The organism is Neptunomonas marina, assembly GCF_004005935.1.
GTDB lineage: Bacteria > Pseudomonadota > Gammaproteobacteria > Pseudomonadales > Balneatricaceae > Neptunomonas > Neptunomonas marina.
Window position 1 is genome coordinate 38,724 of record NZ_SACQ01000010.1, and the last position, 22,747, is coordinate 61,470.

At 51.0% G+C, this 22,747-nt stretch carries 30 protein-coding genes; 22 read left to right on the top strand and 8 right to left on the bottom strand.

Translation table 11 applies throughout. The features are described from left to right. The first annotated feature begins 11 nt into the window (after positions 1-11). From fabG to EOE65_RS16645, 19 genes are all read left to right on the top strand, one after another. On the top strand, positions 12-755 hold the full coding sequence (fabG, locus tag EOE65_RS16555) for a 3-oxoacyl-ACP reductase FabG (RefSeq protein WP_127695793.1): 744 nt from the start codon (positions 12-14) through the stop codon (positions 753-755). A gap of 170 nt (positions 756-925) precedes the next feature. Then, entirely contained in the window at positions 926-1,159 is a 234-nt protein-coding gene (gene acpP, locus EOE65_RS16560; RefSeq protein WP_127695795.1) for an acyl carrier protein, read from the top strand. Positions 1,160-1,258: 99 nt separating this feature from the next. Beyond that, complete coding sequence (gene fabF / locus EOE65_RS16565) at positions 1,259-2,497, top strand: beta-ketoacyl-ACP synthase II (RefSeq protein ID WP_127695797.1); 1,239 nt, start codon at positions 1,259-1,261, stop codon at positions 2,495-2,497. Between the two features lie 51 nt (positions 2,498-2,548). Continuing rightward, positions 2,549-3,385 carry an aminodeoxychorismate lyase gene (gene pabC, locus EOE65_RS16570; protein ID WP_127695799.1) on the top strand — a complete coding sequence of 279 codons (837 nt, stop codon included), beginning with the start codon at positions 2,549-2,551 and terminating at the stop codon, positions 3,383-3,385. Then, positions 3,386-4,420: an endolytic transglycosylase MltG gene (mltG, locus tag EOE65_RS16575; protein WP_240657024.1), complete on the top strand. Its 1,035-nt coding sequence runs from the start codon at positions 3,386-3,388 to the stop codon at positions 4,418-4,420. A gap of 2 nt (positions 4,421-4,422) precedes the next feature. Further along, positions 4,423-5,061, top strand: coding sequence for a dTMP kinase (tmk, locus tag EOE65_RS16580; protein WP_127695801.1), 639 nt, complete (start codon positions 4,423-4,425; stop codon positions 5,059-5,061). Continuing rightward, positions 5,061-6,083, top strand: coding sequence for a DNA polymerase III subunit delta' (locus tag EOE65_RS16585; protein WP_127695803.1), 1,023 nt, complete (start codon positions 5,061-5,063; stop codon positions 6,081-6,083). The genes tmk and EOE65_RS16585 overlap by 1 nt, the downstream gene beginning before the upstream one ends. Before the next feature lie 21 nt (positions 6,084-6,104). Then, on the top strand, positions 6,105-6,455 hold the full coding sequence (locus EOE65_RS16590) for a PilZ domain-containing protein (protein WP_127695806.1): 351 nt from the start codon (positions 6,105-6,107) through the stop codon (positions 6,453-6,455). Positions 6,456-6,469: 14 nt separating this feature from the next. After that, positions 6,470-7,261 carry a TatD family hydrolase gene (locus EOE65_RS16595; RefSeq protein WP_127695808.1) on the top strand — a complete coding sequence of 264 codons (792 nt, stop codon included), beginning with the start codon at positions 6,470-6,472 and terminating at the stop codon, positions 7,259-7,261. Positions 7,262-7,286: 25 nt separating this feature from the next. Then, positions 7,287-8,315: an ion channel gene (locus EOE65_RS16600; protein WP_127695810.1), complete on the top strand. Its 1,029-nt coding sequence runs from the start codon at positions 7,287-7,289 to the stop codon at positions 8,313-8,315. A gap of 23 nt (positions 8,316-8,338) precedes the next feature. Beyond that, on the top strand, positions 8,339-8,749 hold the full coding sequence (locus EOE65_RS16605) for a DUF350 domain-containing protein (protein WP_127695812.1): 411 nt from the start codon (positions 8,339-8,341) through the stop codon (positions 8,747-8,749). Between the two features lie 10 nt (positions 8,750-8,759). Beyond that, positions 8,760-9,371, top strand: coding sequence for a DUF1190 domain-containing protein (locus EOE65_RS16610; RefSeq protein ID WP_164847145.1), 612 nt, complete (start codon positions 8,760-8,762; stop codon positions 9,369-9,371). A 4-nt stretch (positions 9,372-9,375) separates the two neighbouring features. Then, a complete protein-coding gene (locus EOE65_RS16615) occupies positions 9,376-10,545 on the top strand; it encodes a glutathionylspermidine synthase family protein (RefSeq protein WP_127695816.1) in 1,170 nt (389 codons plus the stop codon). A 79-nt stretch (positions 10,546-10,624) separates the two neighbouring features. After that, a complete protein-coding gene (locus tag EOE65_RS16620) occupies positions 10,625-12,871 on the top strand; it encodes a heavy metal translocating P-type ATPase (protein WP_127695818.1) in 2,247 nt (748 codons plus the stop codon). An 11-nt stretch (positions 12,872-12,882) separates the two neighbouring features. Beyond that, complete coding sequence (locus EOE65_RS16625) at positions 12,883-13,239, top strand: cupredoxin domain-containing protein (protein ID WP_240657025.1); 357 nt, start codon at positions 12,883-12,885, stop codon at positions 13,237-13,239. A gap of 20 nt (positions 13,240-13,259) precedes the next feature. After that, positions 13,260-13,571, top strand: coding sequence for a hypothetical protein (locus EOE65_RS16630; protein ID WP_127695822.1), 312 nt, complete (start codon positions 13,260-13,262; stop codon positions 13,569-13,571). Positions 13,572-13,623: 52 nt separating this feature from the next. Continuing rightward, on the top strand, positions 13,624-14,046 hold the full coding sequence (gene cueR, locus EOE65_RS16635; RefSeq protein ID WP_127695824.1) for a Cu(I)-responsive transcriptional regulator: 423 nt from the start codon (positions 13,624-13,626) through the stop codon (positions 14,044-14,046). A gap of 4 nt (positions 14,047-14,050) precedes the next feature. After that, on the top strand, positions 14,051-14,527 hold the full coding sequence (locus EOE65_RS16640) for a DUF411 domain-containing protein (RefSeq protein WP_127695826.1): 477 nt from the start codon (positions 14,051-14,053) through the stop codon (positions 14,525-14,527). 48 nt (positions 14,528-14,575) lie between these two features. After that, a complete protein-coding gene (locus tag EOE65_RS16645) occupies positions 14,576-15,001 on the top strand; it encodes a secondary thiamine-phosphate synthase enzyme YjbQ (protein WP_127695828.1) in 426 nt (141 codons plus the stop codon). A gap of 59 nt (positions 15,002-15,060) precedes the next feature. Here the strand turns inward: EOE65_RS16645 and EOE65_RS16650 are convergent, their stop codons facing one another. The 8 genes from EOE65_RS16650 to EOE65_RS16685 form a co-directional block, all read right to left on the bottom strand. Continuing rightward, the gene (locus EOE65_RS16650) at positions 15,061-15,621 is read right to left on the bottom strand and encodes a chemotaxis protein CheW (RefSeq protein ID WP_127695830.1); all 561 of its coding nucleotides are present in this window, start codon (positions 15,619-15,621) and stop codon (positions 15,061-15,063) included. A gap of 27 nt (positions 15,622-15,648) precedes the next feature. Further along, on the bottom strand, positions 15,649-16,425 hold the full coding sequence (gene hyi, locus EOE65_RS16655) for a hydroxypyruvate isomerase (RefSeq protein ID WP_127695831.1): 777 nt from the start codon (positions 16,423-16,425) through the stop codon (positions 15,649-15,651). Further along, positions 16,418-17,329: an NAD(P)-dependent oxidoreductase gene (locus EOE65_RS16660; protein WP_127695832.1), complete on the bottom strand. Its 912-nt coding sequence runs from the start codon at positions 17,327-17,329 to the stop codon at positions 16,418-16,420. The genes hyi and EOE65_RS16660 overlap by 8 nt, the downstream gene beginning before the upstream one ends. Positions 17,330-17,357: 28 nt before the next feature. Further along, complete coding sequence (locus tag EOE65_RS16665; protein ID WP_127695833.1) at positions 17,358-17,693, bottom strand: TusE/DsrC/DsvC family sulfur relay protein; 336 nt, start codon at positions 17,691-17,693, stop codon at positions 17,358-17,360. Positions 17,694-17,698: 5 nt separating this feature from the next. Continuing rightward, on the bottom strand, positions 17,699-17,995 hold the full coding sequence (gene tusB / locus EOE65_RS16670; protein ID WP_127695834.1) for a sulfurtransferase complex subunit TusB: 297 nt from the start codon (positions 17,993-17,995) through the stop codon (positions 17,699-17,701). Beyond that, a complete protein-coding gene (gene tusC / locus EOE65_RS16675) occupies positions 17,995-18,351 on the bottom strand; it encodes a sulfurtransferase complex subunit TusC (RefSeq protein ID WP_127695836.1) in 357 nt (118 codons plus the stop codon). The genes tusB and tusC overlap by 1 nt, the downstream gene beginning before the upstream one ends. 2 nt (positions 18,352-18,353) lie before the next feature. Further along, a complete protein-coding gene (gene tusD / locus EOE65_RS16680) occupies positions 18,354-18,746 on the bottom strand; it encodes a sulfurtransferase complex subunit TusD (protein ID WP_127695838.1) in 393 nt (130 codons plus the stop codon). A gap of 76 nt (positions 18,747-18,822) precedes the next feature. After that, positions 18,823-19,503: a Bax inhibitor-1/YccA family protein gene (locus EOE65_RS16685; RefSeq protein WP_127695840.1), complete on the bottom strand. Its 681-nt coding sequence runs from the start codon at positions 19,501-19,503 to the stop codon at positions 18,823-18,825. 146 nt (positions 19,504-19,649) lie between these two features. Here EOE65_RS16685 and EOE65_RS16690 point away from each other — a divergent pair, with 146 nt between their 5' ends. The 3 genes from EOE65_RS16690 (at position 19,650) to EOE65_RS16700 (ending at position 22,602) form a co-directional block, all read left to right on the top strand. After that, positions 19,650-20,474, top strand: coding sequence for a pseudouridine synthase (locus EOE65_RS16690; RefSeq protein ID WP_127695842.1), 825 nt, complete (start codon positions 19,650-19,652; stop codon positions 20,472-20,474). Positions 20,475-20,610: 136 nt separating this feature from the next. Then, positions 20,611-21,372, top strand: coding sequence for a 5'-methylthioadenosine/S-adenosylhomocysteine nucleosidase (gene mtnN / locus EOE65_RS16695; RefSeq protein ID WP_206052702.1), 762 nt, complete (start codon positions 20,611-20,613; stop codon positions 21,370-21,372). A 51-nt stretch (positions 21,373-21,423) separates the two neighbouring features. Further along, entirely contained in the window at positions 21,424-22,602 is a 1,179-nt protein-coding gene (locus EOE65_RS16700; protein ID WP_127695844.1) for a pyridoxal-phosphate-dependent aminotransferase family protein, read from the top strand. Positions 22,603-22,747: the final 145 nt, after the last annotated feature.

Here is a 22,747-nt window from a genome sequence, read left to right on the forward strand (position 1 = left end):
AGGATAATTTTATGAGTATTGAAGGCAAAGTAGCCCTAGTCACGGGTGCAACACGAGGCATCGGTAAAGCGATCGCAGAGGAATTAGGTCGCCAAGGCGCTATTGTTATCGGTTCTGCTACAAGTGATGGCGGTGCTGAATCTATCTCTGCATACCTGCAAGAGAACGGTATCCAAGGGCGCGGTGTAAAGCTCAATGTTGCGGATGCTGAGTCTGTTGAGGCAGTCATTAAGGCAGTGCAAGAGGAGTTTGGTGCGATCACGGTTTTGGTCAATAATGCCGGTATTACGCGCGACAATATCATGATGCGTATGAAGGATGATGAGTGGGATGATGTGCTGAACACGAACCTGACATCCATCTACCGTGTCGTAAAGGCTTGCTTGCGCGGTATGACCAAAGCGCGCTGGGGGCGGATTATCAGTGTTAGTTCGGTTGTTGCCTCTATGGGTAATGCTGGCCAAGCCAACTACGCTGCTGCGAAGTCGGGAATGGAAGGTTTCACGCGTGCGTTGGCGCGTGAGATCGGCTCGCGCAATATTACGGTTAACTGTGTTGCGCCTGGTTTTATCGATACCGATATGACTAAAGACTTGGCTGATGAACACAAAGCTGCGCTTCAGTCACAGATTCCGATGAACCGCCTTGGGCGCCCGGAAGAGATTGCTGCTGTTGTTGGATTCCTTGCAAGCGAAGGCGGAGCCTACGTGACAGGCGAGACAATCCAAGTGAACGGTGGCATGTACATGAGCTAAGTCAGAGTATTTTCTCGAAATATTTGTAATTTTCACCGATTTGTTGATAATTGGCCGACAGCCGATTATCAAAGTAAATTACCTCCTTGCTATGCAAGGGGTAGTTCTAATAAAATCACGATCTCGTGTCGTAAATGGCATGAAGGGTTGATAAATAGATAGGAAGAGTTATGAGCAATATTGAAGAGCGCGTTAAGAAGATCATCGCGGAACAGCTGGGTGTTAAAGAAGAAGAAGTAACTAACGAAGCTTCTTTCGTTGAAGACCTAGGTGCTGACTCTCTGGATACTGTTGAGCTGGTTATGGCTCTGGAAGAAGAGTTCGAAACAGAAATTCCAGACGAAGAAGCTGAAAAGATTACGACTGTTCAGCTAGCAATCGATTACGTAAACGCTCATCAGTAATCGACTCGTCACCGAGATCATATTTTGATTGAAAAGCCGCATCTGCGTTCGTGGAGTGCGGCTTTTCTTTTTCTATAGTTTTTCAACTGGAGTGGCACTATGTCTCGCAAAAGAGTGGTAGTTACCGGTCTAGGTATGCTGACACCGGTAGGTAACACTGTAGAGGGTGCTTGGGAGAGTATTCTCGCTGGAAAAAGTGGGGCTGCACCGATAGAGCACTTTGATGCTTCTCAATTTTCTACACGCTTTTCCGCTTCTGTCAAAGAGTTCGATGTTGCGCAGTACATGAACCCTAAAGATGCTCGCAAAATGGATCTGTTTATTCAGTACGGCATGGCTGCGGCGATGCAAGCGATCCAAGATGCAGAGCTGGAAGTGACAGAGCAAAATGCGCCGCGCATTGGTTGTGCGATTGGCTCGGGTATCGGTGGTCTCACGATGATTGAGGCTACGCATAACACGCTGAACAAAAGCGGCCCACGACGCATTTCACCATTCTTTGTACCCGGCAGTATCACCAACATGATTGCAGGGAATTTGGCCATCCAATATGGGTTTAAAGGGCCGAATATTGCAATCACTACCGCATGTACAACGGGCACACATAATATTGGCTCCGCGATGCGCATGATTCAGTACGGCGATGCTGATGTCATGTTGGCAGGTGGTGCTGAGATGGCAACATCACCGCTAGGTATTGGTGGTTTCGGCGCCGCTCGCGCGCTATCTACACGCAATGATGACCCTGAGAGAGCTAGCCGTCCTTGGGATGCTGATCGCGATGGTTTTGTGCTCGGTGATGGTGCAGGTATCGTTGTGCTGGAAGAGTACGAGCACGCAAAAGCACGTGGCGCGCACATCTATTGCGAGCTAGCTGGCTTTGGCATGAGTGACGATGCTCATCACATGACGGCTCCGCCAGAGAATGGTGAAGGTGCCGCGTCATCTATGGCTAATGCCATCAAAGATGCTCAGCTGAACCCGGAGCAGGTACAGTACGTCAATGCACATGGCACCTCAACGCCCGCGGGCGACCTTGCTGAAACGAATGCAGCGAAAAATGTCTTTGGTGCTTCAGTAGATCAGTTACGTATGAGCTCGACGAAATCGATGGTTGGCCATTTGCTGGGTGCAGCTGGTGCGGTTGAAGCGATCTTCTGTGTTTTGGCGCTACGTGATCAAGTTGCTCCACCGACGATCAATTTGGATAACCCCTCTGAGGGCTGTGATCTAAACTACGTTGCCCACCAAGCGCAAACCTGTACGATCGATGCAGCGGTATCCAACTCGTTTGGATTTGGCGGCACCAACGGTACGCTAGTTTTCCGTCGCATTTAACATGCTTCTTGGGGGCCGCCTTCTGGCGGTTCCCAGCTATCAGACCTGCTCATGAGTAAAATAACGTTAATCAATGGACTTATTGATGCGCATCTCGATCCTGCTGATCGCGGTTTGGCGTATGGTGATGGTTTATTTGAGACGATATTGACGTTAAATGGGCGACCTCTCTATTGGCAAATGCATCTTGAGCGCTTAACCAGCAGTTGTCAGCGCTTAGGCATCAGCACTCATGGCCTTGTTGCAGAGCTTGAACAGGACATCAAAAAACTCAAAGCAGATTTGTCTGAGTTTGGTCAAACCTCTGGTGTGTTGAAGGTAACCGTGACTCGTGGTCAGGGTCAGCGTGGTTATGCATTCGATAGTCATGTTACGCCGACACGCATCGTTGCTTGGTCGCCTTATCAGCGTGATGAGATGAAACCTGCTCAAGGGGTGGAGGTCAGGCTTTGTAACACCGCACTGGGCAAGAACTCTCTATTGGCGGGTATGAAGCACCTTAATCGTCTTGAGCAGGTGTTAGCACGAGCGGAATGGTCTGACCCGCGTATTTCAGAAGGCCTTGTGCTTGATGTTGACGGTAGGTTGGCAGAAGGCACAATGAGTAACCTTTTTTGGGTGGAGCAGGGTGTGCTTTTTACACCGACGTTGGCGCAGTGTGGCGTCCATGGTGTGATGCGAACTCGGATCATGGAGCTTGCTCAGCATGCTCGAATCGAGGTTAAAATGGTGGATTGCCCGCCGAGCGTGCTGAATACAGCTGACGAAATTTTTCTGGCTAATTCAGTGATCGGTATATGGCCGGTTGTAAAATTGGCAGATCAATCCTACCCGGTTGGCCCTGTCACACGGCAGCTTCAAGCGCTTGTAGAAAAGGATGAGATGTAGGTGAAACGCTTTTTTTCTGTACTGTTTTTAATGGCTATTGCTGCTGGTGCGACAGGGTATTGGTTATGGGGAGACCTGCATCGTTACATGTCGAGCTCTGTAGCATTAGAGGCGCCTGTTGAGTCGTTGGTGGTTGAAAAAGGAACATCCTTTAACCGTTTGCTTAATCAGCTAGAAAAAGCATCGCTGATTGATAATCCACTGTACTTTAAGGCGTATGCACGGCTTAACAAGCTAGCGCATCGCGTGAAAGCAGGGGAGTACCAGTTTGCTGCGGATGTTACGCCTGCCGATGTGCTAGACAAAATGGTACGTGGCGAGACCGTGCAGCACTACTTTACTATCATTGAGGGCACGACGTTTCGGCAACTGAGATCAGCTTTGGCAGCGAAAGCGCCCCTATTGAAGACGACGATTGCCGATATGTCTGATCAAGAGGTGCTGAAGGCGATCGGCGCGAAAGAGCAGCACCCTGAAGGCTTATTCCTTGCCGAGACGTATCAAATTAAGCGTAACAGCACTGATCTAGAGTTACTCAAACGTAGCTATCAGCAGTTACAAACGGCTCTCCAAGCTAGCTGGGATTCAAAAGAGAAGTCGCTGCCCTATAAGTCCTCTTACGAAGCGCTGATCATGGCATCCATTGTGGAGAAAGAGACGGCTGTGGCAGCAGAGCGCCCCCAAATTGCTGGTGTTTTTGTGAAGCGTCTGAGAAAAGGGATGCGTCTACAAACAGACCCGACCGTCATTTATGGTATGGGGGAGCGCTACAAAGGGAACATTACACGCAAAGACTTACGTCGGCCTACACCTTATAACACCTACACGATCCCAGCTTTGCCGCCTACGCCCATTGCCATGGTAGGGCGTGAAGCGATTCAGGCTGCGCTTAACCCTGTTGTTGGTAAGTGGCTTTACTTTGTGGCGAAAGGGGATGGAACGCATCAGTTTTCAGCGACGCTGCGTGACCATAACAATGCAGTAAGACAATATCAGCTTAGACGCAAGCGCGAATACCGCTCGACACCGGAGTAACTATGGGCAATGAGACAGGCTTTTTCATAACCGTTGAAGGGACCGAAGGGGTAGGGAAAAGCACCAATATCGCCTTTATTCAGCAACTGCTTGCCGAGCAAGGTAAAGAGCTGCTCGTAACCCGAGAGCCCGGCGGGACGCCATTGGCGGAAGAGATCCGTGCGATGCTGCTATCACAAAGGCAAGAACCTGTTGCTAATGACGCAGAGCTATTGCTCGTATTTGCGGCGCGAGCACAGCATCTTGCGCAAACGATAAAACCCGCGTTGGCACAGGGAAAGTGGGTATTGAGTGATCGCTTTACCGATGCGACATTTGCTTATCAGGGTGCCGGGCGCGGTTTAGATTGGCAGCGTATCGCGCAGCTTGAGCAGTTTGTGCAGGGCGATCTGCGCCCAGACTTGACATTGCTGTTAGACCTTCCGGTTGAAGTGGGGATGGCGCGAGCAAGTGCGCGTAGCGCCCCTGACCGATTTGAAACTGAGAAGCAGGCTTTTTTTGAGCGTGTGCGCGCAGGCTATTTACGCCGTGTTCAAGAGGAGCCAAGCCGGTTCGCAGTGATCGATGCCTCGGCGCCCCTAGCGAATGTTCAGCAACAGATAAAAGATGCGCTTATCACCAAGCTAGGGTTCGTAGGTTAATGGATATCGCGGAGCGTTATCACGCCTTAGATGCGCAAGTTTACCCTTGGTTTGAGGCGCAGTGGCAGCGTGTGGTTAAGCTGCATGATTCTCAGCATTTGCCACATGCGTTGTTGATCAATGGTATGCCGGGGCTTGGGAAGCAAGCGTTCGCAGAGGCGTTAGCTGGTTATGTGATCTGCCATCAACCGCGTGATGGCCGTGCGTGTGGGCAGTGCCGTAGCTGCCAGTTGTTGAATAGCAGTGGGCACCCGGATCTCTATTTCTTAGCACCATCTGATAGTGGCAAAGCGATCAAAGTTGATCAAATTCGCGAACTCTCTGACTTTATGCACAGTACCGCTCAGCAAGGGGGCTACCGCGTTGTGATTCTTAATCCGGCGGAAGCGATGAATACATCAGCGGCGAATGCTTTGCTCAAAACGCTAGAAGAGCCTGGCAACGATGTGTTACTGATTTTGATCACACATCAGCTTGGTCAGGTGATGCCAACCATTAAAAGCCGCTGCCAGCGGGTTGATTGCCATCCGCCTCAGCTTGCGCAAGCAACACAGTGGATGGTTGAGCATCTTGAGCTAAGCGAAGAGGAAGCGGCGCAGCTGCTGGATGTTGTACACGGCGCACCGTTGGCAGCTATCGAGTTTAAAGAAGCTGGGCACCGGGCCTTACGGGGTAAGTTCCTAGTCGCGTTAAAAGAGCTGTTACAAGATAAATCGACCCCGTTTGAGGTAGCCGCCAGCTTCCATAAAGAGGACGTTGAAGCATTACTGAGTTGGTTGCAAGGCCTATTGGCTGATGTATCACGTATCAAGGTGGGCGGCGCAGCAGCACCTATCCGCAATCGGGATGTGCAAAAAATGTTGAATAGTGTTGCTAAATACACCTCGAAGGATAGAATCTTTACATTGGTTGATACTGTTCAGCAGGAGCGTCTTGGCGTAGCACGCCGACAAAACCCCAATAAACAGTTGATGCTAGAACGCATTCTTATAGATTGGCGCGATCTGGTTCGCACCGAGTAGAGAGGGAGTTCGTCAAGTCCAATGTCAGTTGTTCCTCGGATTAGTCACGGTATTTTGTCGTTAAGCGTAGAGACCAAAGAGGATCTCTACAAAGCTTACATGTCCTATATCAGCAACGGCGGTATGTTTATACCAACGACCCGTTCCTATCATTTAGGGGAAGAGGTGTTCATGCTGCTGACACTCATGGATGAGCCTGACAAAATTCCGGTTACCGGTAAAGTGGTATGGGTGACACCCAAAGCCGCGCAAGGGGGCAAAATCCCCGGTATCGGTATTCAGTTGTCGCCAGACGACACAACGCTTGTGCAGAAAATTGAGACCTACTTGGCCGGTGCATTGAACTCAGATCGCAGAACTCATACGCTGTAGGCCGCTTTTTTACTATGTTTGTAGATTCTCATTGTCATCTCGACAAGCTTGACCTCTCGCCTTATAACAACGATTTCAGCGCCATGCTAGCCGCCGCCCACGAACGTAACGTGGGCCGTATGCTGTGTGTTTCTATCGATATCGATCAGTTTGATACGATGTATGAATTGATCAAGGATAACCCTGCGATTGATGCATCACTGGGTGTACACCCGTTACATGTTGAAAGTGAAGCGGGTATTGAGTCGGTGGAAGCGCTCGTAAACCGAGTGCAGACGTTGGATAAGATCGTAGCGATTGGTGAGACGGGCCTAGATTACTACTACTCCACGGATACACAAGAGATTCAGCAGCAGAGCTTTCGGAACCACTTGATCGCTGCTGACCAGCTTCAACTCCCTGTGATCGTACACACACGGGATGCCCGTGACGATACGCTGAGTCTGATCCAAGCCCATGGCGGTGACGCGGGTGGCGTACTCCATTGCTTTACTGAATCTCGCGAGATGGCCCTGCGAGCTTTGGATTTTAACTACATGATCTCATTTTCTGGCATCGTGACATTTCGCAATGCGGCCGAACTTCGTGATGTAGTGAAAGCGATCCCGCTAGATAGAATCCTGATCGAGACCGACTCGCCCTATCTTGCTCCAGTGCCGCACCGTGGCAAGAAAAATGAGCCAAAGTTTGTTGTTGATGTTGCGCAGTGTATCGCAGACCTTAAAGGTGTTCGTCTGGAAGAGTTAGCAAACATCACCACTGAGAACTATTTCAGGCTCTTCTCACACGCGGCACAGAATCGCTAATACCCCATCAGGAGCTTATAAGGCCATGTTATTTCTTCGCATACGGCGCATGATTTTGGCGCTCTATACCCGAGCGAGCATCGCCTTTCTGTTACTCTTTACGCTTTTCTATGTGGTGTCATCGTACTTGATGATGGCCGTAGCGGGAGAGCAGGCGCTGTTAGCGCCCAACACGTTCTTCTATTGGCTCGTCACCACGGCCTCCACGGTGGGCTACGGTGACCTCTCACCCGGTAGTGATTTAGGACGTTTCTTTGCCTACATTTGGGTGATACCAGCCGGTATCAATATTTTTGCACTGCTTGTGACCCGTTTGGGGTTTGCGGTGTGGGAGCGCTTGCTCAGAGGGAAAAAAGGTCTGCGTATGTTGAATGTATCTGATCATATTTTGATTATCGGCTGGAACGATCAACGCACCTTGCGTTTTATCGACATGTTAAGGGCCAAAGGCGCATCGGATGACCGTGCTATTGTGCTCTGCGTGAAAGCGGAGGTAGAGAACCCGCTGCCAGGGCGTATTGAATTTGTTCGGGTAGAATCTTTTATCGATCCAGAGCAGATGAAAAGGGCATGTGTCGCGGCGGCTAACACCATCGTGATCGATACCGACGCCGATGATGTGACGGTTACCACGGCACTGTTTTGTAAATCAGTTAGCCCAGATAGCCACAAAGTGGCCTATCTTCAAGATGAGTCTGCTGCGGGCATTTTACGTGTGCACTGCCCCAATATTGAGATTGTGCCATCGGTATCGGTGGAGATGTTGGCGAAAACCGCCGTTGATCCAGGCTCTAGCGCGTTGCATAAGCAGCTGCTGGATACCACTGAAGGGCAAACCCAGTATCGCGTTGAATATCGAGGTGAGCCGCGTACGATGAAAGCGCTGTTTCACCACTTTAAGGATGACCTCAACGCCACCATTATCGGTGTGATGTCGGCAGACGATAAAGAGATCCAACTCAACCCGCCAGTTGACAGAGAACTGCAGCGTGGGGATTTTCTTTACTATATCGCTGCATCCCGTTTGTCTGAACAGGCATGTTTCGACTTTTAATTCCTGATAAGAGCTAATCCGTTATGAGTGCGTTGTTTTTTCAAGGCTTACTAAACTTTGCGATCTACTTCAGCGTCGCGATCTTGTTACTAATAGTCTTTAAGTTTGTCTACACCTTAATTACGCCTCATGACGAATGGGAGCTGATCAAAAAAGAGCAAAATTTAGCCGCTTCCATCGGTTTAGGTGGCAGTATTGTCGGCTTCGCTATAGCTCTATTCGGGGTGATTAGCCAATCGGTATCACTCTATGACTTCTTTGCATGGTCGCTGGTGGCGTTGCTGGCCCAGTGCCTCGCCTTTGCGGTTGTGCGGTTTCTGTTTATGCCGCGAATCGTGCAGCTTATTCGTGAGAACGAAGTGAGCGCCGGCGTGATTCTAGGTAGCGTTAACATCGCTGTGGGTCTGCTGAATGCAGCGTCAATGACCTACTGAGGTAGTAATGATGGAACGCAGAGTAAAGCGCAGCCAGACAATCGATCTTGGTCGAATGCGAAAGCAGTTTCTTCCGGCTACTAAGCCTTTGTCCGTTGCGATAGCTGCAGCGAGCTTAGCGGGCTGCTCCGACGATCAAGAGGTGTTTGTTGTTAGCTCAGTTTATGACTGTATAAACCAGACAAACTGGGATATGGCCACCTGTGAGGCCGCTTATCAAAAGGCGATGGAAGAGTCCGAGTACAGTGAACCGCGTTTCGCAACCCGCCAAGACTGTGAGGCGGAGTTTGGCTTTAACAGCTGTAACGAGGAGTTTAACGGCTACTCGCCGGATATGGTCGGCTTTTTGGTGGAAGAGGGGATCGACGAGGTCGGTGACCTGATCGCCTACAATACGCTGTATCGCTACAAGGGCCGCCATAAGTCACTTAGAGGCTATGTGTTAGCAGACGGTACGCCGGTGCTGAATCAGCGAGGCCGCTACTTCGTCAACAAGAAAGCCCTGCTGACGCCTAAGATTCGTAAAGCCAATACCAAAACGCTCTCGCGTGGCGGTTTTGGGCGACAGGCGGTGGCAAAGGTAGCCGCAGCGCGTAGCGCGAGCCGCAGCTGGGGCGGTTAAATCCATGTACCGCATTCCCTGTGCCGAGCGGCCTGCTTGGCAGCAAAAGGCCGCTGAGTATGGCTTCTATTTTCATACCATGTACGGCGAACGCTATTGGGATGAGTCTGCTTACTATCAGTTTTCACTGCAGCAGATAGAAGAGGACCTTGAGGCGCCCACAGAAGAGCTGCATCAGATGTGCTTAGACGTTGTTGAGCGTGTCGTCGCGGATGAGCAGTTGCTAACCCAGTTTGCTATTCCTGAAGCTCAGTGGGAGTTTATTCGTCACTCTTGGTTGCAGCGTGATCCCTCTTTGTATTCACGGCTCGACTTTGTATACGATGGAAAACACCCTGCCAAGCTCCTCGAAAATAACGCCGATACTCCAACAAGCCTCTATGAAACTGGCTTCTGGCAATGGCTATGGCTTGAAGAGAGTGTTGATCTGGGGCGCATATCTCGCCGTGCTGACCAGTTTAATAGCCTGCAAGAGAAGCTGGTTGCAAGGTTCCAACACATTTTACGTCAGTCGCCTGAGCAGAAAACGCTGTACTTTGCGTGCTGTAAGGGAACATTAGAAGATCGTGGCACTGTTCAATACCTCGAAGACTGTGCCGTTGAGGCGGGTTGGCGCACGGCATTTATCTTTGTTGAGGATATTGGCCTCAATGAAGCGGGGCGCTTTGTTGATCTCGCAGATCGTGAGATCGAGTATCTTTTTAAGCTTTATCCGTGGGAGTTTATGTTTGCCGAGGCATATGCAGGCCCTTTGAGCGATTCTGGCTGCCAGTTTCTGGAACCACCATGGAAAGCGGTGCTGTCTAACAAGGCCTTGTTGCCGATGCTATGGCGAATGTACCCCGAGCACCCCAACCTGCTGCCTGCCTACTTTGGCCATGAAGCTGAGCGGCTCGATACTTCTGTACGGTGGGTACGGAAGCCGATCTATTCGCGCGAAGGCGCTAACATCCAGATTCTCGAGCAAGGTAACATTCTGCATGAGTCCGATGGAGCGTACGGTCAAGAGGGCTATATCTACCAGCAAGCTCAGATACTGCCGCGCTTCGGTGATGCCTATACCCTTGTGGGGAGCTGGCTAGTCGATGGGCTGGCAGCCGGTATTTCACTGCGAGAGGATAGTGGGCCGATTACACAGGATATGAGCCGCTTTCTGCCGCACATCATTTTGTAACACCGCTTGACCTTACAGCCACAGGAAGGTCTAAGCTCAAGACAATTGTCTAGTTCTAAACGATATCAGGAGAGATATTGTGACCGAAAAAGCATCCGTAAACGAACAGATACTGCTTATTGAAGGGGCGGGCTGCGCCAGTTGCGTAGGTAAAATTGAGAAGGCGCTTAACCATGTGGCAGGCGTTGAGCAGGCCGCGATGAACTTTGCTCAGCGCAGTGTGACAGTTACTGGCGATGTCGCTGCGCAGCATTTAGTCGATGCTGTGGAGGCCGCTGGATACCGTGCCAAGCTTGTTGAGCAGAGCGAAAGTGAGCTGTTTGCTGAAAAGGAGAAAGCGGATCAACTCTACTACCGCCGGCTAATGAAAAACATGGCGATAGCGTTAGCGCTGGGTGTGCCGATGATGGTTTACGGCATGGTCATTGGCGATATGAGTATTGATACAACGCCTAAGCGCGTTGGTTGGTTTATCGCCGGATTGCTGACACTAGCAGTCATGTACACAGCAGGGCGCCACTTTTACCTTAGTGCGTGGAACACGCTACGCCATCACAACGCTAACATGGACACGTTGGTTGCGCTCGGGACCGGCACCGCTTGGCTCTACTCGATGGTTGTTGTACTGATGCCGGATCTGTTTCCTGCGCAAGCGCGGCATGTGTATTTTGAAGCATCAGCGATGATTATTGGCTTGATCAACTTGGGGCTTGCCCTAGAGGTGCGTGCGCGTGGCCGAACCTCTGAAGCGATCAAGCGTTTAATCGGCTTACAAGCGAAGACTGCGCGTATCGTTAAAGGCGATGATGAGATCGATATTCCTGTCGAGCATGTTCAGGTGGGGATGCTGGTGCGTGTGCGTCCCGGTGAGAAGATTCCCGTCGATGGTGTCGTGGTTGAGGGTAAGTCGACTTTGGATGAGTCGATGTTAACGGGTGAGCCGATGCCTGTTGCGAAAACTCCCAGTGATGAGCTTTACACCGGTACGCTCAACAAAAGTGGCACCGTGGTTTTTAAGGCCTCCCGCGTGGGTAAAGATACCGCCCTTGCCCAGATTATTGGGCTGGTGAAGAAGGCGCAAAACGCAAAACCCTCTATCGGGCGCTTGGCGGATACGATCTCTGGGTACTTCGTACCCACTATTATGATGATTGCGGTTTTGAGTGCGCTGGCTTGGTTGAACTTTGGCCCAGAACCTTCAGTGGCGTTTGCCGTGGTGTCGGCGACGACAGTACTGATCATCGCATGTCCTTGCGCTCTTGGCTTGGCAACACCCATGTCCGTTATGGTGGGTGTTGGTAAAGCTGCGGAAGCGGGGGTGCTAATCCGCAATGGTGAAGCGCTGCAAACCTCCTCAAAACTCACCACCATTGTGCTAGATAAAACCGGTACGCTAACACAGGGTCAACCGCGTATAACAGGCATATATCCTGTCGACGATCTCGCTAAAAGTGAAGTGCTGCGTTTAGCCGCCAGTTTAGAGGCGGGCTCAGAGCACCCACTGGCAGATGCGGTGGTAGCCTCTGCGAAAGATGCAGGCTTAAGTCTGTCTAACGTGAGTGACTTCCATGCAGTGCTCGGTCAGGGGGTATCAGGTGTTGTGGAAGGCCATCGCCTGCTGCTTGGTAATAAACGTCTCATGGCTGAAAACCAAGTCGAAACAGAAACTTTGCAACGTGAAGCGGATGACTTGGCAGCACAAGCGCAGACTCCTGTGTTTTTCGCCATTGATGGCAATCTTGTCGCAGTATTTGCGATTGCTGACCCGCTTAAAAGCGATACGCTCGCGGCGTTAGAGCGGCTACGTCGGGATGGTTTAAAGATCGTCATGCTAACCGGCGACAACACCGCAACTGCCGCTGCAATCGCTGAGAAGCTGAGCATTAGTGAGTTCTATGCTGAGGTCCAGCCAAGTGATAAAAGCCAGTATGTGCAGCAGCTCCAAGCTCAGGGTGAGCGCGTTGGAATGGTGGGTGATGGCATTAATGATGCCCCCGCACTTGCACAGGCGGATGTGGGTTTCGCGATAGGGACAGGTACAGATATCGCGATGGAGAGCGCTGACGTTACGCTTATGCGTGGCTCCTTGCACGGCTTAGCGGATGCGATTGAAGTGAGCCGTGCAACGCTGGGTAATATTAAGCAAAATCTTGTGGGGGCGTTTATCTACAATGTAGCAGGTATCCCTATTGCCGCCGGAGTGCTCTATCCGATATCGGGTATCTTATTAAGCCCGGTGGTTGCCGGTGCTGCGATGGCATTTTCGTCACTGACAGTGGTGAGTAATGCCAACCGCTTACGTTTCTTTAAACCTTCAAACCGCTAAGGAGTCAGATGATGTGGCTGGTTAATCTGCTAGGTCTTGGGTTGGTTGCGTTGATTGCTTGGTGGTTCTGGGGGCAGAGGGCGCCTGAAACCGCGATCAGCAAAGAGGAGGCGGTAACCATCAAGGTAGCTGGTGGTGTTTACACCCCTTCGGTTATTCACGCGCGTGTTGGGCAACCGTTGACGCTGAACTTTATTCGCGAAGATCAAGCCCCCTGCGCCGAAGTTGTGATCTTTGAGGGGCTTGATCTCTCCCTCGGTCTGCCTCTGAATGAAACGGTTAGCCAGCGTATTACCCCCCCGGAAGCGGGAACATATCCTTTTTCCTGCCAGATGCAGATGTATCGTGGCCAGTTAATCGTCACATGATGGGCATATAGGTGAGTAAGGTGTCTTGGGGGAGAGTGTTCGCACTATGGGTCTGTTTAGGCTTACTTGTCGCTTTGCCCGCGCCAGCGCACGATCATCATGCCTGTCCATCACAAACTGGCACACCTGCTCATGCTGTGTGTCATCAATGCGATATGGCGGCGTGTGCGGCTGTGTCGGGCTGTGCAGCTCAGCCCGCCAGCGCTGCACTTTGCTACGGTTACTGCCCACAGCCGGAAATGGGTATACCCTCTCATCAACGGCTCTCGAGCCACTATCAGTATCAGCATTCCGAGCGTTTAGATCGTCCTCCGAAGCGGGGTAGCGTTTAATCTGTTTCCATCGTTATAATTTTTATGGCTCAACCATGGATACGACAACGCTATGAATATCTCTGAGGCGGCTCAGGCAACAGGCCTGAGCAGTAAAACGATACGCTTTTACGAGGATAAGGGCATTATTCCCAAGGCACAGCGCCGTGCCAATGGCTATCGCTTCTATACGCAAGCGCAGTTAGAGGCGCTCATCTTTGTGCGCCGTGCTAAAGGGTTGGGGTTCTCTCTTGACGAGTGCAGGGATCTACTGGCACTACAGCATAGCGCAGATCGCACCTCTTCCGAGGTGAAAGCTAAGGTTGATCAGCAGTTGCAACGCATCGAACAGCAGATCAAAGACCTCAGTGATATGCGCCAAGTCTTGTTGAATCTCTATCAAGCGTGTCCCGGTGATATGGGGCGTGAGTGTCCTATTTTGGATGAGCTGAGCCGAACCGATACCGCCTCAGGTAAACGAGGTAGTGAGGAGTAGTTTTATGTTACGTCCGTTTCTTATGCTGCTGAGTGCAGTACTCTTTTCTCTCCATGCTCATGCCGGCGACCCATACTGGTTAAAGGGCAAAACCGGTGATCGTGTGGCCGTTGAGGTGTTCCGCAGTGCTACCTGTGGGTGCTGTAAAGACTGGATCGTCCATCTAAAAGAGCACAACTTTGATGTCACCGATACGGTTGTCGATGATGTTGCGCCAATTAAGCAACGTTTGGGGGTGCCGGTTCAGGGACAGTCGTGCCATACCGCAGTCATTGGGGAGCAAGTCTTTGAAGGGCATGTGCCGGCGCAAGATATTAAACGCGCGCTCAAACAACCCAACCTGCAACTGCTGACGGTCCCTGGTATGGTATCGGGCAGTCCGGGTATGGATATGCCAGATGCTCCGAAACAGCCATTTAGAGTTTACTCACTTGATAAACAGGGCCATGTGGAAGTTTTTAGTGAGTACGAAAACTATTAATTGACCCGCAGCGCCTCAGTTTTGAGGCGCTGGTATGTTGGAGCTGATATGTGGTTGCAACGCGAAGTAACACTTGCCCCGCGTAAGCGGGGTTTTCACCTCATCACCGATGAAATTGCGCGAGCCTTACCCGAGGTTAGCGACCTGAATGTCGGTATATTGCACGTCTTTATTAAACATACCTCCGCTTCATTGACGATCAATGAAAATGCGGACCCGAGTGTGCGCGCTGATTTCGAGAGCTATTTCAGCCGCGTTGCAGCAGAGGATGAGCCATATTACACGCATATTTACGAGGGAAGCGATGACCTGCCTGCTCACCTGAAAAGCAGTTTGCTCGGTAGTAGCGTGTCGATTCCTATCGCTAACGGGCGGTTTAATATGGGGATATGGCAGGGTGTTTATCTAGGCGAGCACCGTAACCATGGTGGGCGGCGCACGTTAGTGCTGACGTTAAATGGCGAATTGAGCTAAGGGCACAGCGTAAAAAAGGAGCTGCCGTTGAACTCGCAGCTCCTGATCGTGGAGGAGCTTTAGTGAAACTCTTCTTCACTAATAGGGGTGATGCTGGCCATCATTTTGCTCAGATCCAACAGAATTGTTAGCACGCCGCTGTGGTAGCAAACGCCTTGCACGTATTTGCGGCTGGAGTCATCACCCGCAACGTTTGGTGCGCGCTCAATATCGTTTTGCGGAATATTGATCACTTCATCAACGCTATCCACCACGAGGCCAATGACTTCCTGCTCGTTAAATTCGACCATGATGATGCGCGTGTCGTCGTCGATATCAACGGTCGGCATGTTGAACAAACGGCGTGTATCAATCACAGTTGCAACATTACCACGCAGGTTGATGATGCCAAGAATATAGTAGTCTGCGCCGGGCACAGGCGTAATGTCGGAGTAGCGCAAGACCTCTTTTACTTGCATGACGTCGATGCCGTAGAGTTCGTTGTTGACCTTAAAGGTGGCCCACTGGTGATAAACGATCTCTTCTTGGTTGGCGCGACGAGCTCGCTCCTTTTTATCTTTGGTGGCCTGCTGCATGCCTTCCAGCATTTTCAGTTGTTCTGACTCTTCTTGTAAGCTCATTTTGCTTGGTCCGCCTTCATTAACTTGCTAACGCCATGATGCGATTTTAGCTAACCCGCTTTGGGTATCTTTTTCAGGGAAATACTCAAACGCGACGTAGCCGGTGTATCCCATAGTGTCGATTGCATCAAATAGGTTGCTGAAGTTGATCTCTCCGGTGCCTGGTTCATGGCGCCCCGGTACATCAGCGACCTGAATATGCCCAACCCTGCTCAAATGAGATCGTAGGGTGTGGATCAGGTTACCCTCCATGATCTGCATATGATAAACGTCATATTGCACGGCGAGGTTAGAGATATTCGCACGCTCGATCAACGCTACCGCTTGCTGCATGGAGCTTAGAAAAAAGCCCGGTACGTCCAACGTATTAATTGGCTCTATTAACAAAGAGATACCGCGCTCTTCCATATAAGAACCAGCATAGCGCAGATTCTCGATAAGTGTATTTTCAGCACGTTTTTTATCGACCTCAGGGGGTAATAATCCGCTCAGGCAGTTCACCTGCGCAACGCCCAGAGCTTTCGCATACTCAGCGCATTGCTCAACGCCGGCACGAAACTCAGCAACTCTGGTGGGGTCGCAGGCGATACCGCGGTCGCCAGCCGACCAATCACCCGCGGGTAAGTTGATCAAAATGAGCTGGAGGGCGTGTTGGTCGAGCTGGGTTTTTAACGTATCGATATCCAGTTCGTAAGGGAACTGAACTTCCACATGTTTAAATCCTGCCTCTTGCGCTAGCTTGAATCGCTCAGCTAGCGGTACCTCGGTGAACAGTGTACTTAGATTGGCTGCAAATTTAGGCATCGGTTTGCTCTTCGTGCGAGTGTGTTTGCACTTTAGCCGGTTGGTTTAGCGCCTCGAGTTGGAGCAGAAGACCGCTGTGGTCCACATGATCGAGCCCTTGGTTAACCAGCGCGAGATATTCGTCATGGGTGCGTTGTGTTAATGGCAGCGTCAATTGATGATCGTGAGCGGTATCTAGAATGGTGCGCAGATCTTTAAGCTGTACACGTGATGTTGCACCTGGGGTAAATTCGCGCTCGATCATACGTTGCCCGTGCAGTTCGAGGATGCGGCTATCAGCAAAGCCGCCCAGCAGGGCTTCTCTGACTGCGGCGGGATCGGCTCCGCCAGCACTCGCGAGCAGTAGCGCTTCGGAAACTGCGCCAATGGTGATGCCAACAATAGCTTGGTTGGCGCATTTAGCGAGCTGCCCCGATCCAGCTGGCCCGATATAGGTGGTTTTTTTACCGAGGACGTTAAAGACAGGTTGGGCTCTCTTTAGTGCGGATTGGCTTCCGCCAACCATAATAGAAAGTGTGGCTTGCTCAGCACCGACTTGGCCCCCAGAAACGGGGGCATCTAAGTAGTCAGCGCCCTGTGTTTGGGCATCAAGAGCGTGCTTTTTTGCGAGTGTTGGCGGTGTTGATCCCATATCAATCAGCAGGGAGCCCGATCGCAACGCGGAGAGCGCCTTCAGGTCATACAGCACATGCTCAACCACTGTGCCGTTTTCCAGCATGAGAATAACGATATCGGCATCTGCCGTAGCTGCTTCTGGAGTCTCCGCCCACTGTGCTCCGCGCTCGCACAACGGCGCTGCTTTGGCAGGAGTACGGTTCCAAACGGTTAACTCAAAGCCTGCATCGAGCAGATGATGGGCCATTGGTAGACCCATGAGTCCGGTACCTATCAAGGTGAGCTTCATTGTTATTGTTCTTCCTTGTCTGGTTAGCTTATAGACAGTTCGTTGGTTTAGGTAAGCCCGCTAAGCGCGCCGCTTGCTTAGCGGGGCTCTCTGGAAAGAGCTTCATCAGATACATGCTTTTGCCCTTATCGGGGCCGAGTTGCTGCCCCACGGCTTTGACGAGTGGACGCATAGCGGGGGAGAGCCCGAACTCTTGGTAGAAGTGGCGAATAACGCCGATGATCTCCCAATGGGAATCGGTCAGAGTAATGTTTTCTTCTTCTGCGAGTGCTTGAGCAAGCTCCTCACTCCAGTCGTCGAGGTTAAGCAGGTAGCCCTCGTCGTCTAAGTTCACGGTGCTGTTTGATAGTGAAATCTCTTGCATAGGGGTTAAAACCAGCTAATGACTTTGTTGTTTTCGATACTTAGGCGGATAAAGTCATCATCGCTTGCGACGGCCACACCACTATCACCGGATAGGGTGATACCACGCGCCGCTAAATCCGCACGAAGCGCATACACCTTGATATCAGCGGCGATGATCTGTGCTGTGAATGTGTCATCAGCACAGCCGTAGACGCCGTTTTCAATCAGTAGCAATGTATCCCCTGCTTGCAGTGCGCGCTGGCAATCGTGCCAAAGGCTGCTGTTTGAAGGGGCTTTGTTCAACGTATGTAGAGTGCTCATCAGAATCGTAAAACCACATCATGTTTGGCGATAAAAGCGCTGAGTGCGTCGCTCCCAAGTGGTGAAGCTGGGCTTTGCTGATACTCAACTCCGCGCTGCTCGGCATCGTCTGTTACGACGAACAGTTGGTCAATGTCGTACATGGGTAGCGCTGCACAGACTTGAGCAACGCTCTTTTGCTCAATATCCGCAGGGTTTTGCTCTGCCTGCAGTAGCCATGTGGCATCCCCGCTAAATAAGATCGAGACGGTTTGGTCAAACGCTGCGCTCGTCAGTGCAATATCGAGCGCTTCGCGAGCGTTGGGCGTGCCATAGGGAGCTTGGGAGAGAATCAGTAGAATGCTCTTTTGTGACATATCTAACCTCCAAACGTCACAAGGCGATCAGAGAGTAGTATCGCTTCGGTTAGCTGCCCAAGCCCTGATAATTGAAAGGGTGCCTCAATATTGTGAGCAGGCTTTTCATGGCGCTTGGCTTCTGTTGGATCAAGCACACCACGCTTTAGGGCGGCTGCGATACAGATCACCAAATCAAGGTCGTGGTGCAGCGCTAACTCGTGCCAAAGCTGCATAATGTTCTGCTCATCTCGCTGGGGAGCGTTCAAGAAAGAGCCGCTGAGTACGCTTTCACCATAAAAAAACACGCGGTGAACCTCATGGCCCGCTGCCAGCGCCGCTTTTGTATAGCGGTAGGCGGTGTGCACTGCTTGGCTGTTGTGTGGCGATCCGTAGATCAAGATAGAGAATTTCATATCAACAAACCCAAATAAAAACGCCCCGCAATCTTAACAAAGAAAGCAGGGCGTTGCTTAGATGTTCGGTGCTAGATTAGTCGTCGCTAAAGGCACCAACTAAGCTTAGTAGATGGACCAGCAAGTTATAGATATTCAGGTACAAGCTGACTGTTGCCATCACATAGTTTGTGTACACGCCGTTGACGATATTGCTGGTGTCATAAAGAATGAAACCTGCCATCAGCAGCACCACCAAAGATGAGAACGCAAGGCTCATGCCGCCTACGTCTACACCGAACAGCGGCAGAACGAACAGCGCAACCATCGCGATTAATAGCACCATAGAGCCGGCTGCTAAGAAGCCGCCCATGAAGCTAAAGTCTTTTTTGGATGTGAGCACGTAAGCGGACAAGCCCACGAACGTTAGTGCGGTCATGCCAAGAGCGGTTGCTACAATTTGGCCGCCATTTGCCATACCCAAGTAGTGGTTAAGCAATGGACCGAGACCGAAGCCCATCAAGCCTGTAAACAAAAATGTTAGCGGTAGTGCAGCAGCGCTGTTCTGTTTTTTGTTCAACACAAACAGCATCACGAAACTCACGATAATACTACCGAGGTACACGATAAACGGAGGGTTGATAGCCATGGAGATGACAGCTGTCACAGCACTGAAAACCAGCGTCATCGCTAACAACATGTAGGTGTTGCGGATTAACTTGTTGGTTTGAAGTACCGACTGTTGCGAGTCGACACCCATCGAACGTACATTGCTCATATCATCCTCTGTATTAGCGTCTTAAGTCAGTGAATATAATGGCGATTTCGCCGTGCATTTCAAGAGATATGACCCTACACGGCACGAAAAATTCCAAGTAAAATAGTCGGAAATACTTTTCCCGCCCTAAAATCAAGCGTATCGACATGCCTTACTTAGATATCCTGTATCAGGATGATGACATTATTGCTATCCATAAACCTGCGGGCTTGCTAGTACATCCGAGCTGGATTGCACCCAAGAAAACCCCGAACTTAGTTTATTCGTTGAAACGGTATCTGCGTGGCGAGCCAGTCTATACGATTCATCGTCTGGACCGAGCGACCTCTGGCGTTATCGTCTTTGCCAAGAAAAAAGAGGTCGCCCAAGCCTTAAATGCCATGTTTGCTGAACGCAAGGTGCAAAAGACCTATCTCTGCGTGACGCGTGGTTTTGTGCCAGAAGAGGGTGTGATCGACTACGCGTTAAAGCCGATCTTTGACAAGAAAGCTGACCCGCTGGCAGATCCTGACAAGCCAGCCAAAGAGGCGGTATCAGCGTATCGGCGCTTGGGCACAGTGGAGTTGCCGATCCCAATTGGAAAATACCCTTGTGCGCGCTACTCGCTAGTGGAAGTTAAGCCCACCACCGGCCGCAAACATCAGATCCGCAGACATATGAAGCATATCTTCCACCCGTTGGTGGGGGATACGAAGTACGGTGAAGGGCGCCATAATCGCTTGTTTAGAGAGCACTTTGCGACACGCAGAATGCTGTTGATGGCGACGGAGTTAAGCTTTGAGCACCCGACAACCGGCGAAATGTTAACCATTAAAGCTCCCGTATCACGCAAGGTCTCAGAATTGTTTGATCAACTCGGTTGGCAAGGACTGTATCCGGCACCGGTTGAACGCACTGAGCGCCAACTCGAAGCCCTTGCTGGCGCGATTGACGATGATGATAGCTTTGAGCTGAGTGAAGATTCAGATTAATGGCCATCGTTGCGCCTCTTTAGTCGAGATTGCTCAATCTGGCGCTGGATTACACTTGTCGTGCAGGCGAAAAAACGTATGCTAAACACTCCCGCGCACCCTGTGCGCCAACTATCTACGAGGATCAACCCGTTTAATGAACACACAGCGTTCTCTTAGCACTCTTTTAGCAGAGAAAAAATCGCAAAATGCGGCTATCTGCGTCGGCATCATTGGTGCAATGGAGCAGGAAGTTGAGATTCTGCGCAACGCATTGCAGAACCGCGAAGATCATGAAGTCGCAGGTTATGCGCTATATACCGGAACGCTTGATGGTGTGAGCGTGGTGTTACTGAAGTCGGGTATTGGCAAGGTTAATGCAGCGATCAGCACGACTATCATGCTGAATCTGTTTAAACCCGATTGTGTGATTAATACTGGCTCTGCAGGTGGCTTTGATCCCGCCTTGAGCGTTGGTGATATTGTCATCTCGTCTGAGGTGCGCCATCACGATGTGGATGTCACCATTTTCGGATATGAAATGGGCCAAGTGCCGGGCTCCCCGGCGGCTTTCGTTCCTGACGAGAGCATGGCAGCGGTGGCTGAGAAGTGTATCGCTCAGATGCAAGGGATGCAGACAGTACGTGGCTTAATCGCGACGGGTGACAGCTTTATGAACGACCCTGAGCGGGTTGAGAAAACGCGGGCTGCATTTCCGACGATGAAAGCGGTTGAGATGGAAGCAGCTGCGATTGCTCAAGCATGTCATCAGTTCCAAACGCCATTTATTGTCATTCGTGCACTGTCAGACATTGCGGGTAAAGAATCTAACTTATCGTTTGAACAGTTTTTAGAAACCGCCGCCGCACATTCAGCTGCGATGGTTCAGGCCATTACCGTGGAGCTTGGGCAGCTTTAACCCTCGTACCACTGTGATTGCAGATAGCATAAGAATAAAGAGAGCTTGTATATGATTACATCGTTTCACCCCCCTAAACGTACGCTGATGGGCCCAGGCCCTTCTGATGTGAGCCCGCGTGTACTAGAGGCCATGTCGCGTCCAACGATCGGCCATCTTGACCCAGCCTTCGTCACTATGATGGATGAGGTCAAGGTTCTGCTTAAGCAGGCGTTTAAAACCGAAAATGCCCTGACGATGCCCGTTTCTGCTCCCGGATCGGCTGGCATGGAAGCGTGCTTTGTCAACTTGGTTGAGCCGGGTGATAAGGTCATCGTTTGCCAAAACGGCGTGTTTGGTGGCCGTATGAAGGAGAACGTAGAGCGCTTTGGTGGTGAAGCGGTGATGGTGCAAGATGCTTGGGGAGCTCCTGTCAGTGTCGAGAAAGTCAAAGCGGCATTTGCTGAACATCCTGATGCGAAAATTCTAGCGTTTGTGCATGCCGAGACCTCAACGGGTGTGCGCTCTGATGCGCAGGCTTTGTGTAAGGTGGCGCAAGATCACGGCGCGTTGACAATTGTCGATACTGTAACTTCGTTAGGTGGTAGCGAGCTGCGTGTTGATGAGTGGGGTATTGACGCCGTTTACTCGGGCACTCAGAAGTGCTTATCCTGCCCACCGGGTATCTCTCCGGTCAGCTTTAGCGAAAAGGCGCTAGCGAAGGTCCAAGCCCGTGAAACGCGCGCACCGAGCTGGTTTTTGGATAAAAAACTCGTGATGGGATATTGGGGCGGTGAGGGCAAGCGTGCTTACCACCACACCGCGCCGGTAAACTCGTTGTATGCGCTGCATGAGTCTCTCGTGATTTTGCAAGAAGAGGGTGTTGAGAAGGCGTGGGAGCGCCATGCTTTGCATCACCAAGCGCTTAAAGCTGGTTTAGAAGCGATGGGCATCAACTTCTTAGTTGATGAGGCCTATCGTTTACCACAGCTCAACACGGTTCTAATTCCCGAGGGTGTTGATGATGCGCAGGTTCGCAGTGCGTTGCTGAATAACTTTAATCTAGAAATTGGCGCGGGCCTCGGCGATTTAGCAGGCAAGGTGTGGCGTATTGGCCTAATGGGCGCTGCATGTAACCGCACGAACGTGGTGTTATGTGTCTCTGCATTAGAAAGTACGTTGGCACGTATGGGAGCTGATATCCCGGTTGGCAAAGCGCTGCAAGCCGTAGAGGCGGTCTACGCGAGCTAACGGATGTTTACCGCTAAGCCCGCTTTAGATGCGGGCTTTTTTGTTTTAGCGGCTGTATTTCGATTGTGTTAACGCCTAGCGATTTGGCGATCGGCGGTGTTAAACCTCGACGGATTGAGTTGATTTTTAAGGATAGGATCATTGT